This window comes from Psychrobacter piscatorii (assembly GCF_001444505.1).
Lineage (GTDB): Bacteria > Pseudomonadota > Gammaproteobacteria > Pseudomonadales > Moraxellaceae > Psychrobacter > Psychrobacter piscatorii_B.
This window is the reverse complement of the sequence record NZ_LNDJ01000002.1, coordinates 22,212-38,610: the sequence shown is the minus strand read 5'-3', so window position 1 is coordinate 38,610 and position 16,399 is coordinate 22,212. Positions and strand designations below refer to the sequence as shown.

Below are 16,399 nucleotides of genomic sequence, written 5' to 3'. Positions count from 1 at the left end.
GTCACATTTTATTGCAGGTTTCACCTATGGTGAGACCTGTTTTTTTTGTACAGTAGATACATCAGCTAGGGAAGACTGGATGAAAAATAAACTGGAAAAATAATATAACAATAAAAAATAAGAATAAAAAGCATGTAGAAAGGACATTCTTTAATAAGAAAAAATATGTCAGAGGATGACTATTATTAATGCAAAAATCATTTATCAAATCATAATAAACAACAAAAATTATCGCGCAATAATAAATTCGATTATAAAAACTCGAATGTAAATAAACAAAAACAAGTACAGACAGAAAAGGAAATATTATGAAAACGATCGCTTTTTTACTACACAATAATTTTGAGCAAGCAGAATACGAAGACGTTAATAACCAGCTGAAAGACAAAGGTTACAAGACCCTTCTGATCACTACTAATGAAGATAAAGAAGTGCAAGCTATGCAGCAAGATGTAAATAAAGGTGATACCTTTACTGCTGATATCTTCGCAAAAGATGCAAATGTTTCCGATTATGATGCATTGGTATTACCAGGTGGTACGGTCAATGCGGATACCATTCGCGGTAATAAAGAAGCCCATGACATTATCAATGCTATCAATGATGCAGGTAAACCATTAGCTGTGATATGCCACGCTCCTTGGGCACTTATCAACACGGGCATTGCTAAAGGCAAAACACTAACAGCCTATCATACGCTGCAAACCGATCTAGAAAATGCTGGTGCGACGTACGTCGACAAGACTGTACAAGTCGATGGCAACTTAATTACTTCACGTAATCCAGATGATATCAGTAATTTTGTCGATGCTATCGACAAAGCATTGTCTTAAATTTTGCTTCATTTATTGAAAGATGAAAAATTAAAAATTCTCAACTATTTATAATTACAATTAAGGAAAATATTATGTCTAACTCTAACCCAAATGATACTGAACTTGAGCAACAACGTGCTGAATCGGCAACCGCTGCTCTTAAGAGTCAAACTGAAGACAACCATACTGAAAACAGCGAAGCAGCAGCAGACCGTATTGCTAGTAATGTAGAAGATGCTAAAGAAGACCAATAGTATCTTTGTGTGTCATTCAGTCTAGAATGGCACAGCTGCATTTGGCTTTAGCTTAGTAGTAATAATTATATTAGTATTGGTAACTGTAAAATAGATATGTTGAAAAATAATAATGTAGGAGCTAACATGAGTAACTCAACAGATAATATGGATGCGCAAGAAAAAGAAATTCAGCAATTATCAGAAGACATTGATCCTAGTGAGGATGCTACTCCTGATAGTTTGGCAGAAGTCACCACAGCGTCACCACTTGACGATGACGAGCTAGGTGGCAATGCAACACAAGATGATGTTAACAAATAAGCAAACATTGTCATCTGTTGATAAATTGTCATCCCATTAAGGCCAGATCCAAATTTACAAGTTTTATGAAAAACTGCTGATAGTTCAGCAGTTTTTTGTTATAATTGCCCTCACATTTAAATCAGTTTTTGAATAATGTATGTTGGTTAGATCCACACCTTAACTAGGTGTTGACGTGAACAAATATAATGCATACGTTCAAACGTGTTAAATGGTTGTTATCTTTAACTGAATTTGTCGTACACTAGGTCAACTCTAGTAATGCAGGGTTGTCCTGAATGGCGCGCAAGTTATTTTATTTACTATTCTACTGCTTTTAATCTGACTCAAATTGTAGTCCGTTTTTAAAGTTTTTAGCATTGCCGGAGATATTTATGCTAACTAATACCGATCGTGAACAAATCATCGCTCAATACCAACGTGGCGAAAACGACACTGGCTCCCCAGAAGTTCAAGTAGCTTTGTTGAGCGCTCGTATCAACGATTTGCAGAATCATTTCAAAGAACATAAAGCTGACCATCATAGCCGTCGCGGTCTTATCCGTATGGTTAACACGCGTCGCAAATTGCTTGATTACCTAAAAGGTAAAGATCTTGGTCGCTACACCACTCTTATCAGTCAGTTAGGTCTACGTCGCTAATCTAACTACAATAGTACGAGTGGGTGGTAAAACAAAGGACGCCATTATATGGCAGAATCTTAAAACTTTTGCTAACTGCTTGGAACTTGTTTGTTGTTATCGATAAAATAGATTTTTCTAAAAACGGTGTGGAATAGTTTCACGCCGTTTTTTTTATGCTTATTCATTTTGAAAGCTATGTTTAGATAGCACCATTTGTCTAAAACACATCAAGGTCGACAAACATAAGCTACCAAAAATAGTGATAATGATGCTGATTGGGCATTAAAATCAGTATTTCCTATCGATAACGTCTCTGTTCTGCAATTAATTGGTCAATGGCTATAAATCACTGTAAAATAATGCCTTGTGAGTTCGATAGTATATCTACTGAATATATAGCGACTACTGATAAAGTACTTGTCTCTTAGCTTACTGCGTAAATAGCTGATTCTTAAGAGCGTAGACATAGCCTAGACGGTCTTTAGCGCCGAAGTCTTTTGACTTAATGTCTGTTTGATAGTATTTATAGTAAAGCCAAAATTGAACGACCAAATATACATAATAGTACGATGTCTAGCACGAAAAGATATATGAAATAATTAGGTAAAGTTATTGGCATTGATTGAGATGATTTCTAATAGAGAGATTGTCAGTTAATGACCATATACACAGAATTTTAATGACAGATATCAGGTTTTTTAAAGCTGATATCACTTTTGTCAGTCAACATTAGGAAGATTATATGACAATGTTTAATACCATTAAGCGTGAATTTCAGTACGGCGACCAGCAGGTCGTTATCGAGACAGGACGTATTGCTCGTCAAGCAAACTCTGTATTAGTACACATGGGTGGCGTGACCGTACTTGTCGCAGCAGTCGTAAAATCAGAAGCCAAAGAAGGTCAAAACTTCTTTCCATTGACCGTAAACTATCAAGAAAAAATGTATGCAGCGGGTAAAATCCCAGGTGCTTACGGCAAACGTGAAGGCCGTGCGAGCGAGTTTGAAACGCTGACCTCTCGCTTGATCGACCGTCCGATTCGTCCGTTATTTCCTGAAGGTTATGTAAACGAGATTCAAATTACTGCCACCGTTGTATCATCAGATAAAACGCAGTCTGCAGACATCGCTGCATTAATCGGTGCTTCAGCCGCATTGGCTATCTCTGATGCGCCATTCAATGGCCCTGTCGCTGCCGCTCGTGTTGGTTTTATTAACGGCGAATACGTACTAAACCCAACGACTGAGCAGCTTGAAACCAGTGATCTAGATTTGGTCGTGGCTGGTACTAAGTCAGCGGTATTGATGGTTGAATCTGAAGCAGCTGAGCTGTCAGAAGATCAGATGTTAGGTGCCGTATTGTATGGTCATCAGCAGCAGCAAATCGTTATCGATAATATCGCATCAATGGCGGAAGAAATTGGTACTGCTAAGCAGCAGTATTCTGCGCCTGAGCGTGATCAAGCACTGACTAGCAGCATGAAAGAGCAGTTCGGTGAGCAAGTTGCAGATGCATACACCATCACTGATAAGCAAGAGCGCTACACGAAGCTTGATGAGATCAAACAATCAATCATTGATACGCTTGCTGGTGATGCTGAGTCAGAAACTTATGCAGATACTGTGTCTGAGCTAAAAGAAATCTACAACGACCTTAAATATCGTACCGTTCGTGACAATATCTTGTCAGGTAAGCCGCGTATTGATGGTCGTGATCTTGAGACGGTTCGTGCGCTTGACGTACAAGTGGGTGTATTACCATATACACATGGTTCAGCGTTGTTTACCCGCGGTGAGACGCAAGCACTAGTTACAACCACACTTGGTAACAGCCGTGACGTCAACATGATTGACTCATTAGGTGGCACGATTCGTGACCATTTCATGCTGCATTACAACTTCCCGCATTTCTCAGTGGGTGAGACAGGCCGCGAAGGTATTCCAAAGCGTCGTGAAATCGGCCATGGTCGCCTTGCACGCCGCGGTGTACAAGCGATGCTGCCAGATAGCGAACGCTTCCCATATGTCATCCGTGTGGTATCAGAAATCACTGAATCAAACGGTTCATCTTCTATGGCGTCTGTTTGCGGTGCAAGCTTGGCGTTGATGGATGCAGGCGTACCATTAAAAGCACCAGTTGCTGGTATCGCGATGGGTCTGGTTAAAGAAGGCGAGCGTTTTGCTGTCTTGTCAGATATCTTAGGTGACGAAGATCATCTAGGTGATATGGACTTTAAAGTAGCCGGTTCTAAAAACGGTATCACTGCACTACAGATGGATATCAAAATCGAAGGTATTACCCCTGACATCATGGAGCAAGCGCTTAAGCAAGCCCACGCTGGTCGTATCCATATCTTGGACGCAATGAACCAAGTATTGCCTGAGAGCCGTACTGAAATCAACGCTCATGCACCAAACTATGCCGTTATCGAAATCAACCCAGACAAAATTCGTGACGTTATCGGTAAAGGCGGCGCAACCATCCGTCAGCTAACCGAAGAGACTGGTGCGGTTATCGATATCGATGACGCTGGTACGATTCGTATCTTTGGTGAAAACAAAGCAGCGACTAAAGCCGCTATCGGTAAAATCGAAGCAATAACTGCTGAAGTTGAAGTTGGCAAAACTTATGAAGGTACGGTTGCTCGTATCGTCGACTTTGGGGCATTTGTGAATGTTTTACCAAACACTGATGGTTTAGTACATATTTCACAAATCGCAGAAGAGCGCGTAGAAAATGTATCTGATTATCTGAAAGAAGGTCAGGTCGTTAAAGTGCTTGTGCAAGACGTTGATAACCGCGGCCGTATCAAACTGACGATGAAAGGTGTTGAGCAGAACTAAGGCTCAGTATTTGATGTAGTTTGATTCATAAAAACCGCCTTGGGATGCTCTTATGGGTGCCCAAGACGGTTTTTTTATGGGCGCAAAAAAATGATGACTGGCTAGAGAGCCATTTATAAATCAATGCTTTTGGGCATATGTATATCGATACGCAGTTTTGGTAGGTCTTGTAAATACGTGGTCAATAATGGCAACGTATCAGTCTGCCAATCTAGAGGCAGCGAATTTATACTCCCATTTTTATTAGATATAGGATCGCGTGGATTATCGGAGATAAGCGGACGAGCGAGTAGCGCAACTCTGCGTATGCCTTGGTAGCGTATGAGCGGAATTAATTGTTGCTGTAGGTCGATCAAAGCCGCGATGAGCCAACGCGACCGCGCAGGATAGTATGGGTGGTTTGATACAGCAAGGTTGGCGATATAACTCGGTTGATTGCCGTTACTACTGATGCCAAGACCAGATTGCTCACGTGTGCGCTTATACAGTAAGCAGCTGCCAACACTCAGACTGCCATCACGGCACGCGCTATGATAACGATGATAGTTATCAGGAAACAATGTTTTGGCTCGCGTGAGCACAGGGTCTAGAATGACACCAGCGTTATTGACAGGTAAAACAAGCAGCTGTGCATTGCTATTTAAAATAGAGGCATGCGTAAGTTGCAGAAACGCCATTATAGACCTCTTTGTGAAAATCCTGCGTTTATTGTGTCTCTGTACTAGTAGAGCTATCCGCTTCTAATTGTGCTATTTGCTGTTCAAGTAGAGCGATTTGTTCTGCTTTCATATCGGTTAGCTGTTTATTCATTGCCAATTGCTCAGCAGCCAACTTTTCTTGTTCAGCTAAGCGTTTACGTTCATCTTCTAAACGATCAATTTCTTCTTTGGCTAAGCTGTCCGTCTTTGGCAGCGGTGCATTTAAGATAGCTTTAGGGTTTCGCGTTTCAACACCCTTATTGTCGTCTGCACTGGCGCTTTCATCAGTGAAACTGCTGTCAGTGAGTACAGTGTCAGGCTCATCAGTTATGACGTGTGGAGTCGAAGCCGCTTGAGCAGCCTCGGTTTGCTTATTCATCGTAGTTGATTGAATGATAGGTGAAACCACTTCTGGCTCGGGTTTTACCCAAAGTAAGTAACCAACAGCAATGAGTATCACCGCAAAAATAAGGATAATCCAAACTCGTCGGCCAGCTGTCGCAGATGTTGCCCTAGAAGGCTTGGTCGATAAAGGGCGCATTTTTTTACGGTTCATATTATGATCGATTTGTGTCAAGAATATAAGTAGACCTACTATATCAAACTCAAAATAAAAAGCCTATCTATTGATAGATAGGCTTAAGTCAGTATTAAATAGTGAGTTGCTTAGGTGGTAGTCTAGAAACCACACTGGATAACTAGGGTTTGAACTTGACTGTACCACTGGTGCCTGTTGTCATGGCATCGCGAGCAAGCTGATCCTCAAGATGGTTTTTGGCGCTGATGGCATCAGGGTCAGGGCGGTGTTCCGAATGGCCACACTTTGTGCATTCGATGTATTCATCTGGCGCTGGCGTAACAATATTTATCTGTACCACAGCGTCCATCTCCTGGCATTTTGGACAGCGCACTCCTGCTAAAAATCGACGTTTAGGGCTTGATGACTGATAGCGCATTTAGATAGCCTCGCGTGTTGTTTGAGCATTTGCAGCATCAGTATTCTTTGCATCAGTGAAACCGTTATGGCGTAGCAAGGCATCTATGTTCGCACTACGGCCACGGAAGTTTTCGAAATTGGTTTTGGCTGGAAAACTGCCTCCAACAGACAGGATCGACTCACGAAAAGCTTTACCCGTTGCTGGGTTAAAAATGCCGTCTTCTTCAAACTTACTAAACGCGTCAGCTGATAGCAGCTCAGCCCATTTATACGAGTAATAACCTGCAGCATAGCCACCTGCGAATATATGGCTGAAGCCATTGGCAAAGCGGTTATAGTCAGGTGTTTGCATGATAGCGATATCGCTACGTACGGCATTTAAAGTCGCTAAGATACCCTCATAATTAAGTGCTGGTGTATGGGCGTGAATCAGCAAATCAAACAGCGCAAACTCAATCTGGCGCAGCGTTTGTAGGCCGCTTTGGAAGTTTTTGACGGCCAATAGTGCATCGAGTTTGTCCTTGGGCAGTGGCTCGCCAGTGTCGACATGACTGCTAATAAGGGCAATGCCTTCAGCATCCCAAGCCCAGTTTTCCATAAACTGACTAGGAAGCTCGACGGCATCCCATTCGACGCCATTGACACCCGCGACATCACCGACCGTCACTTGAGTTAACAAATGATGTAAGCCGTGACCAAATTCGTGGAATAAGGTCAGCACCTCATCATGGGTCAATAAGCTTGGCTTGCCATCAAGTGCGGGCGTAAAATTGCCAACCATGAAGCAAACAGGTAGCTGCTGATGGTTTTGTTCCTCGTAACTGTAACGAGATTGAAAACCACTCATCCATGCACCGCCACGCTTACCGCTGCGCGCAAATAAGTCAAAGTAAAACCCGCCAATCAAGCGATCATCAGCGTCAAACAGCTGATAAAAGCGTACATCATCGTGCCAGCGTGATACAGAATGATCATCTGCACCCTCATAGCTTTGCTCTTGTACGGTAATACCATATAGACGTTCGACAATGGCAAACAAACCGCTAGTCACTTTTGGCAGTGGGAAGTAAGGACGAATCTCTTCTTGTGACAAGCTAAATTCACTTTGTTTTACTTTCTCAGCGATGTAGGCGCTATCCCAAGGTTGCAATTCATCAATGCCATAATCCTGCGCACACCTCTGTAACTGTGCTAAATCTTTCTGCGCGGCTGGGGTCGCTTGGGCCGCCAAGTCACGTAAGAATGTCTCTACTTCCAAGACACTGTCTGCCATCTTAGTCGATAGGGATACTTCAGCATAATTATCAAAGCCTAATAACTTGGCCTTTTGTTCACGTAAGGTGAGAATTTGGCTCATGATGTCAGCATTGTTTAATGACTCACCTTTAGCATTGGTATGCGTATCAAATTCAGAGGCGCGCGTGACATAAGCGCGATACAGCGTTTCCCGTAAGCTGCGGTCATCAGCGTGGGTCATAACCGCTAGATATACAGGAATGTTCAAGCTTGCGACATAATAAGGCGTCGGAAGCGCGTCTATATCTGTTTGACTCAGGGTGCCATTAGCAAGCTCACGAGTCTTGAACTGTTCACCTGCATCTGCCAATAGCGCCAAACCGCTCTCTGTTAAGCCTTTTAGCTGACTTTCTTCTAAAGGCAATGCAAAGGCTTGGGTTGCATCCAAGATATGATCTGAGAATGTCGCAGATAAGGTAGATAGCTCACTTTGAATAGCAGCAAATTTATCTTGCTCAGTCTTAGGTAATGCCACCCCTGATAACTCAAAGCTACGTAGTGCCAGCTCGATCGCCCGCGCACGTGCCGGCTCAAGTGCCGCAAAAAACTCGGTATCATCGACGATCGTTTGATAGCGGGTAAAAAGTGGCTGATGTTGACCAACCCGCGTCCCGTAAGCCGATAACTTGGGCAGTAGCTCGTGGTGGACATGACGAATCTCATCGTTACTCATCACGCCATTGAGATGAGATAAGATTCCCCAGCTACGATCTAGCGCTAGATTGATATGATCAAACTGCATCACATCTGCCAGTGCTTGCTCAGCGCTTAATTTTGCAATGCCAGTACTATTGTCAGCCACCGCCGTCAAGTTATCTAAGAAACTATTGGCATCGTCGATAGCATTGATGACTTGGGTTTGTAATGTACTTGGCGCAGCATTGGTAAAATCAACAAGGCGTAAATCTGAAGAAGGAAGAGTCATAAAGGTATCCGATATTAATGATTATTATTAAAGAAACATTGGGCAAACGTAGCTTTTAAATCGCGCTTGATACGAGCTAACTTTGCGACGTACTACGACTCGCGCCATTTAAAATTTATATTTAGTTATATAAAAGATGGGTTCATTTAGTCAAAATACAACCTGAGTACTTATAAACTAAGAGTGAATGCTTAAACTAAAAGTGAATGCTCAAAGGAAACGACAAATAATATAGTAAGCTGAGTTGTTAGAAATCTTTAACAATACAGATTGCTCTACTTACAAAGTGCTATCATTTGCTTGCAAATTAACCCTATAGCGAATGAGGGGTAGCTGTTAGCATCAAGATAAAGGAATTTAAAAATTGTACGCCGATCAGGCGTACAGATAGACAATGGACAAAAAATATTGATGAATTGACAGCATAATTCGTTGTTTACCGACAATGATTAGAGCTGCTATTAATAATAAACAAGGCAAGATGCCCTGACATTGTACTCATAAAAGAATGTATAAAATCGAAAGTAAATGATAATAAAACAAGGAGCAATATATGAAAGCGACTCTTAAAAGCTTACGTGAAACCAAAGCCAATCCAGCGGTAAGTATCTTTGTTAAGACTCACCGAGCACATCCAGCTAACGAGCAAGATCCTATCGCTCTAAAAAATCAGTTGAAAGTTGTCGAAGACCGCCTAAATAAAGAATATGATAAGAGCACAGCGACGACTATTTTAGATAATATTCATGCAAAGACCAAAGAATTAAATCATAACTATAATCTCGATACTTTAGCGATATTTGCTAGTACAGATGATGTGCAAATCGTCCGTATGCCAATCGATACGACCGAGCGCGTTGTCATATCAGACAGCTTTGCCACTCGTGATTTAGTGCGTGATATGGCCAGTGCGGTACATTACTACACGGTTGTCCTAACCCGCGATAATTCTCGTCTGATTGAAGCATCAAATGATCGCGTCATTAGAGAGTTTGATAAAGATGACGACATACAAAACAACATGGAAAATATCCAGTTTCCTGTTGAAAATAACGGGCTGTATACCACAGGTGACGGTGGGTCAGATCGCTCATCAAATAATGAAAGCAGCCACTTAAAAGAATACTTTAATCAAGTCGATAAAAGCGTACAAGAGCTATGGGGTGAGCACAAAATGCCACTCGTGATCGTTGGTGACGCCAAAAACATCGGTTACTATAAAGAAGTCTGTGATCGTCCAGACAACATCATTGCTACCGTGTCAAATGTTACTAATTTAGAAGATGGCAGCGCTCAGCATATCGTTGATAGCGTACAAGAAGCGGTAGAAGAATACCGTACATCATTACATCATGCTGCTTTGGGCGAAATCGATAAAGCCCGCGGTGCAAATATGCTGCAAACTGATCTACAGGAAGTATATCGTAGCGCATTCCAAGGCGCTGGCGAGACCCTTTATGTACGTCGTGGCTATATCCAATCTGCCAAAATTGATGAAAAAGCGCAAACTCTAAGCCTTGTAAGCGACGCTAGCGCAGAAGGCGTGACTGATGATGCGATCGGTGAAATCATCGAGCATGTCATCCATAATGGTGGTAAAGCTGTATTTATGCCACAAGATATCATGGGTGAAGATCAACCAATCGCGTTGGTTACTCGTTACTAATTCGGTCATATACTGATGAGTATCATTTGATTAAATGAATTTATAAATCGAGTCACTGATACCTTATAACTGACATCGTATAGATATAACAAAAAGCGCTGGTTCAATAGGAACCAGTGCTTTTTTAGTGTCTGTTATTTGTATGGTATAAGATAGAAGAGAGCTTACGTAAGTTTTGTAAGGTTCAGAATAGGGCATTGTTTATCACTATGGTGCACAATGTTTCAATATAGTGCACGCCTTATTTCTTCTATAAATTCATTTATGACTGATCTGTAGGGTTACTATATACCACGTCGACTCTCTATTTTTAGTATTGTATAAATATCACTAATGTTTGGTACAGCCTATATATATCAGTCTATGAGCGAACCAATAGGATAGATTGTTAAATAACAAAATGGAGCTAATGCTATCAAATTTTGGATAAATAGCGCTTATTTTTTTGAAATATAATAAGCAATTGGAGAGCTATCAATTTTGCTTGGCATAAGGCTTGCACTGTAGATAATACACGGTTAACTACCGTTTATTACCAATCTAAGAGCTAAAAAAATGCCGTCTAGGGTTCCGATACAGTAGAGGAAGCACATCTTCCCACACTGTATGACTGGTCCGAGAGATGGCGGTTCGAAAGAACTACACGGAGGGATAAAAGCCCGGGAGACTCTAAGTGACACTGTTCACTTAAGCTCATAACTGTGGAGTTTTTTTATGTCATATCCTGCAAGCACTACTGCCAACACGCTGTCTTCAGATCGCTTCATCACGCCGCTACCAGGTGGTCATCATTGGTGTGGCCGCATCAACAAAAACCATGTAATCAAGCTCAAGTCACTGGCAGCCAACGCCAATGCCAGCCTGTATGTGGTCAATGCGGACGAGAAGCTTGAACGCTTCAATATGCCAGATAGCCTAAAAGCGCAGTACACGCTGTACTTATCTGAAGGCCATGTACTGTATTCTGACATGGGCCGAGTGATGGCTTCTATCATCAGCGATGACCATGGCTGGAATGATGCTATTTGTGGTCCTAGCACCGCTGCGATGGTCAGCAGGCAATATGGCGAAAAAACCTTTCAAGATGCTCGCAATGAGCGCTATCAAAACGGCCTTGATGGACTACTGACAGAGATGTCGAAGTTTGCACTGAACGAGAGCGACCTTACCGCAACGGTGAATTTCTTTTCTAAGGTTACCCCTGATCTACAAGGGCAGCTGTCTTATATCATAACTGACAATACTGACCAATCTATTTCCCTACGCTTTGAGATGAACTGCTTAGTATTTATCTGTAATGCTCCGCACCCCCTTGATCCCTCACACATTTACGATCCAGCTGATATTGAGCTTACCATCAGTCAGGCAGCCCCTATTTTGCCAAAAGGCAAATCAGATGTCTGCCGCGACTCTTGTGAGCAAAACCAGCGTGGGTTTGAAAATAATGCCCGTTATTTTGGTGACTATGAGAATGCTTAATCAGCGTTATGTTTAGTAGCCGCGTACGCTGATTCAGTGATTATAAATTCCGAATTTTTGACTGACAAAACGCCTTTATATAGATCCATTTGATTTATATCTGGATCCATCACGTTTAAAAACAGTCATACCAACTAAGATAAGAGAGCACGCTCATGACAATAAATAATGACATCAAGAATAAAAATGAATCTACGCAAAGTCCAGTATCAATAGCTTTAGAGTCAACCGATCTCAAGCACATCAAACAGCGCGAGGTTTGCGCGGCTGGAGACGGTTGGATGGCAGAGGTCAAACAAGGACAGACATTACGCATTGTAGATACCAAAGGCAATCAGGCAGTTGATACGTTATTTATCAGATGTGCGGATACGGTCGAGCGCTATAGCGCCACGGATACGTTGGCACAAAACCAAAAGCTGTTTTTGGAAAAAGGCAGCCAGCTGTTTACCAACAAAGGGCGCGTTATTGCCACTATTACCGATGATACTTGTGGTCGCCATGACACTTTGGGCGGTGCTTGTTCATGCGAGAGTAATACCGTGCGTTACGCGCATGACACTTATCCCATGCACAGCTGCCGCAACAACTTTATGCACACCATAGCAACGCACCCAATCGCGCAAAAATATGATCTGACCCTACGTAATGTTGGACCCAATATCAATTTTTTTATGAATGTACCCATCACTCCAGATGGCAGTTTGGCATTCGATGATGGTATCTCAGCACCGGGTAAATATGTCGATATCACCGCACACATGGACATGATTGTCCTCATATCAAATTGTCCTCAGCTCAACAATCCCTGCAATGGCTATAACCCGACACCCATTGAGCTTGTGATCTATGAGTAAATCGTTTGTAGAGTGAACGACCCTGTATACATAAAAAATTGAGGAAACTGTGATGTTTAATAAAGTATTGATTGCCAATCGCGGTGCTATCGCTTGCCGAATTATACGCACGCTAAACGAGATGGGGGTTGGTTCAGTCGCTGTCTATACCGATGTGGATCGTGGCTCACTACATGTCAGTCAGGCGGATGAAGCCATAAATATCGGCTCTGGACCTGCCAGTGACAGCTATTTAAATATGGATAAAGTATTGCAAGCAGCGATCGATTCAGGTGCTGAAGCGATTCATCCTGGCTATGGGTTTTTGTCAGAAAACGCGACCTTCTGTGACCGCTGCAGTGATGCTGGGATCGCTTTTATTGGGCCGACATCTGAGCAGCTACTGAGCTTTGGACTCAAGCATACGGCTCGTAAGCTGGCTATTGAGAGCCAAGTGCCCTTGTTACCGGGTAGCGAGCTGCTACAAGATATAGACGAAGCATTACGTGAGGCTGAGCGCATTGGCTACCCTGTGATGCTAAAAAGTACGGCAGGCGGCGGTGGTATCGGCATGCGCCTAGTCTGGAATGAGACTGAGCTAAAAGACGCTTATGACTCTGTGCATCATTTGGCGCAAAGCAACTTTAGTGATGCAGGTCTTTATCTTGAAAAGTTTGTAGAACATGCTCGTCATATTGAGGTGCAAGTATTCGGTGACGGGGCAGGTAATATCATCACTTTGGGTGAGCGTGATTGCTCTATCCAAAGGCGCAATCAAAAGGTCATTGAAGAGACGCCAGCGCCGCTATTATCAGATGCACAAAGACAAAACCTGCAACAGGTGGCGACCCAATTGATGCAGCAGGTCAACTATCGCTCTGCTGGTACCGTTGAGTTTGTGATGGATGTATCGACCCAAGCGTTTTACTTTTTGGAAGTGAATACCCGCTTACAAGTTGAGCATGGGGTTACCGAAGAGATTTATCAGGTAGATTTGGTGCGCTGGATGATTGAGCTGGCAGCAGGCGATTTTATATTGCCAGAACTGCCACTACAGACATCAGGACACTCGATTCAGGTTCGTCTATATGCTGAAGATCCTATCAAAAGCTTTCAGCCGAGCACGGGTATTTTGACAGATGCCTATTTTGATACAGCAGCGCGGGTGGAGACTTGGATAGAAACAGGTAGTGAGATATCAGCCTTTTACGACCCGATGCTGGCAAAAATTATCGTTACAGCGCCTGATCGCATGCAAGCACTGACGAAGATGAGTCAATGCTTATCAGTGTCACGCATGGCAGGTCTTGAGACCAATCTCGAGTATTTGCAGCAGATCGTAGCCTCAGAGACGTTTGGTGAAGGCAAGCAAACGACTCGGTTTTTGAATAGCTTTACTTGGCTTAGCCAAAAAATAGAAGTACTACAGTCAGGCGTACAGACAGCGGTGCAAGATGTACTCGGTCGTCAGGGCTACTGGGATGTGGGCGTACCACCATCAGGGGCGATAGATGGTTTGAGCCTCAACACGGCCAATCAGCTTTTGGACAATCCATTTAATACCGCGGGTCTTGAGTGTGTGGTCACCGGACCGACACTGCGGTTCCATTGTGACAGTCAAATCGCCATCACTGGCGGTGAAATGGCATGTACGCTGGATGGCGAAGTACAGCAAATGTGGCAAACCATCACAGTGAATAAAGGTCAAACGCTTGTTTGTGGCAATATCACCTCAGGCTGTCGCAGCTATATTGCTATCAAAGGGGGTATAGGGGTCCCTGAATATTTGGGCAGTCAAGCGACCTTCAGTTTAGGTCAGTTTGGTGGACACGCTGGTCGTAATTTGCTCATCGGCGATATGTTACCGATTAAACAGTACGACATAGCTAACGATATCAACGTATTACCTATTGCACAGCGACCAAAGTTTGATGGGGTATGGCAAATCGCGGTGATGTATGGGCCACATGGCGCGCCAGATTTCTTTACCGATGCTGATGTGACGCAGTTCTTTGGACATGAATGGGAGGTGCATCACAACTCTAGCCGTACCGGTATCCGTTTGGTTGGACCTAAACCTGAATGGGCACGTGAAGATGGTGGCGAAGCAGGTTTACATCCATCAAACATCCATGACAATGCCTATGCGGTTGGAGCGATTGACTTTACTGGTGACATGCCGATTATTTTGGGTCCTGACGGTCCAAGCTTAGGCGGATTTGTTTGCTTAAGCGTTATCGTCGCCGGTGAGCGTTGGAAAATGGGCCAGCTAAAAGCGGGTGATCGAGTACAGTTTGTACCAGTCAGTTATGAGCAAGCTGCAAAGCTCCATCAACGTTATGACGATATGCTGCGTGCTGATCACTGTGATTTGGTGGATTATGATTTACCCATCACGACAGATAAGACTACATTGCAGACAGCCATATTGGATACATTACCTATCAATAGTGAGCAGCCAAAAGCAGTCTATCGTCCTGCAGGCGACAGTTATCTATTGGTTGAATATGGTGAGCAGGTACTTGATTTGCAATTACGCTTCCGCGTTCAGGCATTAATGGAGTGGCTACAAGCGCAGCAGATTGATGCCATCATCGATTTGACCCCGGGCATTCGCTCATTGTTGGTCCATTACCACTCATTGAAATTGTCACAAACCGATCTACTAGCGATGCTCAAAGACGCAGAAAACGCGTTACCTGATATCAAGCATATGCAAGTACCTTCTAGAATCGTCCATCTCCCCATGGCATGGGCGGATTCACAGACCAAACTGGCAACGGAGAAATACCAGCAACTGGTCTACCCTGATGCGCCTTGGTGCCCTGACAATATCGAGTTTATCAGACGTATCAATGGTTTGGCCTCTGCTCAAGCGGTCAAAGACATTGTCTATGACGCCAGTTATTTAGTCATGGGACTCGGCGATGTTTATCTCGGTGCGCCTGTTGCCACGCCACTTGATCCAAGACATCGCTTGGTCACCACCAAATACAATCCAGCCAGAACGTGGACACCAGAGAACGCCGTAGGCATCGGCGGTGCTTATATGTGCATCTATGGCATGGAAGGCCCAGGCGGTTATCAGTTCGTTGGTAGAACGCTACAAATCTGGAACCGTTATCGCTCGCACCCGAGTTTTGAAGCCGAAAAACCCTGGCTACTGCGATTTTTTGATCAGATTCGCTTTTATGAAGTCAGTGAAGAAAAGTTGCTATCAATGCGTACGGCATTCAAAGCAGGTGAGCTGGCGATTGAGGTCGAGGACAGCGTTCTCAATCTCGCTGAGTATTACGACATGTTGCATGAGAACAAAGACAGTATCCAGACATTTAAAGATCAGCAGCAGGCTAACTTTGATGCTGAACGACAACGCTGGAAACAACAAGGGCTGGATCAGTATATTGGCGAAGATATTGACACAGTGGAGGTGTTATCAGATATCACCGTGCCCGAAGGCGGCATAGTCGTCAACGCGCACATGATGGGTAGCGTCTGGAAGATCTCTTGTGCGGTAGGCGATGTCATCGATGAAGGCCAGACTCTGGCGATCATAGAAGCGATGAAAATTGAGATACCGATTGTCTCACCTGTTGCCATGCAGGTCGTGAGTATCGAGATTGAGATTGGCATGACGGTGAAACCCGAGCAGCCTTTATTTGTACTGGCACCCGTTGCTGTTAACGAAGCGCAGGTAACAGACATCGCGATCTAGCAGGTTT

Annotated in this window: 13 protein-coding genes and 1 riboswitch; of the genes, 9 read left to right on the top strand and 4 right to left on the bottom strand. The window is 43.5% G+C overall.

Going from position 1 to position 16,399, the window contains the following annotated elements; all coding sequences use genetic code 11:
- The first annotated feature begins 308 nt into the window (after window positions 1-308).
- The 5 genes from AS194_RS00825 to pnp all read left to right on the top strand — a co-directional run bounded on the left by AS194_RS00825 (window position 309) and on the right by pnp (window position 4,840).
- The gene (locus AS194_RS00825) at window positions 309-833 is read left to right on the top strand and encodes a type 1 glutamine amidotransferase domain-containing protein (RefSeq protein WP_058023604.1); all 525 of its coding nucleotides are present in this window, start codon (window positions 309-311) and stop codon (window positions 831-833) included.
- A gap of 74 nt (window positions 834-907) precedes the next feature.
- Window positions 908-1,069, top strand: a complete 162-nt coding sequence (locus tag AS194_RS13680; protein WP_161808403.1) for a hypothetical protein — start codon at window positions 908-910, stop codon at window positions 1,067-1,069.
- A 126-nt stretch (window positions 1,070-1,195) separates the two neighbouring features.
- Entirely contained in the window at window positions 1,196-1,372 is a 177-nt protein-coding gene (locus AS194_RS13750; RefSeq protein ID WP_167337585.1) for a hypothetical protein, read from the top strand.
- A 374-nt stretch (window positions 1,373-1,746) separates the two neighbouring features.
- Window positions 1,747-2,013 (top strand): 30S ribosomal protein S15, encoded by a 267-nt coding sequence (gene rpsO / locus AS194_RS00820; protein WP_058023603.1) that lies wholly within the window; start codon window positions 1,747-1,749, stop codon window positions 2,011-2,013.
- A gap of 724 nt (window positions 2,014-2,737) precedes the next feature.
- Window positions 2,738-4,840, top strand: coding sequence for a polyribonucleotide nucleotidyltransferase (gene pnp / locus AS194_RS00815; RefSeq protein WP_058023602.1), 2,103 nt, complete (start codon window positions 2,738-2,740; stop codon window positions 4,838-4,840).
- A gap of 113 nt (window positions 4,841-4,953) precedes the next feature.
- Here the strand turns inward: pnp and AS194_RS00810 are convergent, their stop codons facing one another.
- The 4 genes from AS194_RS00810 to AS194_RS00795 all read right to left on the bottom strand — a co-directional run bounded on the left by AS194_RS00810 (window position 4,954) and on the right by AS194_RS00795 (window position 8,696).
- Window positions 4,954-5,517 (bottom strand): hypothetical protein, encoded by a 564-nt coding sequence (locus tag AS194_RS00810; RefSeq protein WP_058023601.1) that lies wholly within the window; start codon window positions 5,515-5,517, stop codon window positions 4,954-4,956.
- A 28-nt stretch (window positions 5,518-5,545) separates the two neighbouring features.
- The gene (locus AS194_RS00805) at window positions 5,546-6,094 is read right to left on the bottom strand and encodes a cell envelope integrity protein TolA (protein WP_058023600.1); all 549 of its coding nucleotides are present in this window, start codon (window positions 6,092-6,094) and stop codon (window positions 5,546-5,548) included.
- A 142-nt stretch (window positions 6,095-6,236) separates the two neighbouring features.
- The gene (locus AS194_RS00800) at window positions 6,237-6,494 is read right to left on the bottom strand and encodes a YheV family putative metal-binding protein (protein ID WP_058023599.1); all 258 of its coding nucleotides are present in this window, start codon (window positions 6,492-6,494) and stop codon (window positions 6,237-6,239) included.
- Window positions 6,495-8,696, bottom strand: coding sequence for a M3 family metallopeptidase (locus AS194_RS00795; RefSeq protein WP_058023598.1), 2,202 nt, complete (start codon window positions 8,694-8,696; stop codon window positions 6,495-6,497).
- A 553-nt stretch (window positions 8,697-9,249) separates the two neighbouring features.
- On the opposite strand from AS194_RS00795, the gene AS194_RS00790 reads away from it, so the two are divergent.
- The 4 genes from AS194_RS00790 to uca all read left to right on the top strand — a co-directional run bounded on the left by AS194_RS00790 (window position 9,250) and on the right by uca (window position 16,392).
- Window positions 9,250-10,362, top strand: coding sequence for a hypothetical protein (locus AS194_RS00790; RefSeq protein ID WP_058023597.1), 1,113 nt, complete (start codon window positions 9,250-9,252; stop codon window positions 10,360-10,362).
- A gap of 551 nt (window positions 10,363-10,913) precedes the next feature.
- Window positions 10,914-11,030, top strand: a riboswitch (guanidine-I (ykkC/yxkD leader).
- A gap of 46 nt (window positions 11,031-11,076) precedes the next feature.
- Entirely contained in the window at window positions 11,077-11,841 is a 765-nt protein-coding gene (locus AS194_RS00785; protein ID WP_058023596.1) for an urea amidolyase associated protein UAAP1, read from the top strand.
- A gap of 155 nt (window positions 11,842-11,996) precedes the next feature.
- Complete coding sequence (locus tag AS194_RS00780; RefSeq protein ID WP_083499553.1) at window positions 11,997-12,698, top strand: urea amidolyase associated protein UAAP2; 702 nt, start codon at window positions 11,997-11,999, stop codon at window positions 12,696-12,698.
- 52 nt (window positions 12,699-12,750) lie between these two features.
- Window positions 12,751-16,392, top strand: coding sequence for an urea carboxylase (gene uca, locus AS194_RS00775; protein ID WP_058023595.1), 3,642 nt, complete (start codon window positions 12,751-12,753; stop codon window positions 16,390-16,392).
- Window positions 16,393-16,399 lie beyond the last annotated feature (7 nt).

Coding starts and splice junctions, on each gene's coding strand:
- AS194_RS00825 (WP_058023604.1), top strand. CDS start 309: ATGAAAACGATCGCTTTTTTACTACACAATAATTTTGAGCAAGCAGAA.
- AS194_RS13680 (WP_161808403.1), top strand. CDS start 908: ATGTCTAACTCTAACCCAAATGATACTGAACTTGAGCAACAACGTGCT.
- AS194_RS13750 (WP_167337585.1), top strand. CDS start 1,196: ATGAGTAACTCAACAGATAATATGGATGCGCAAGAAAAAGAAATTCAG.
- rpsO (WP_058023603.1), top strand. CDS start 1,747: ATGCTAACTAATACCGATCGTGAACAAATCATCGCTCAATACCAACGT.
- pnp (WP_058023602.1), top strand. CDS start 2,738: ATGACAATGTTTAATACCATTAAGCGTGAATTTCAGTACGGCGACCAG.
- AS194_RS00810 (WP_058023601.1), bottom strand. CDS start 5,517: ATGGCGTTTCTGCAACTTACGCATGCCTCTATTTTAAATAGCAATGCA.
- AS194_RS00805 (WP_058023600.1), bottom strand. CDS start 6,094: ATGAACCGTAAAAAAATGCGCCCTTTATCGACCAAGCCTTCTAGGGCA.
- AS194_RS00800 (WP_058023599.1), bottom strand. CDS start 6,494: ATGCGCTATCAGTCATCAAGCCCTAAACGTCGATTTTTAGCAGGAGTG.
- AS194_RS00795 (WP_058023598.1), bottom strand. CDS start 8,696: ATGACTCTTCCTTCTTCAGATTTACGCCTTGTTGATTTTACCAATGCT.
- AS194_RS00790 (WP_058023597.1), top strand. CDS start 9,250: ATGAAAGCGACTCTTAAAAGCTTACGTGAAACCAAAGCCAATCCAGCG.
- AS194_RS00785 (WP_058023596.1), top strand. CDS start 11,077: ATGTCATATCCTGCAAGCACTACTGCCAACACGCTGTCTTCAGATCGC.
- AS194_RS00780 (WP_083499553.1), top strand. CDS start 11,997: ATGACAATAAATAATGACATCAAGAATAAAAATGAATCTACGCAAAGT.
- uca (WP_058023595.1), top strand. CDS start 12,751: ATGTTTAATAAAGTATTGATTGCCAATCGCGGTGCTATCGCTTGCCGA.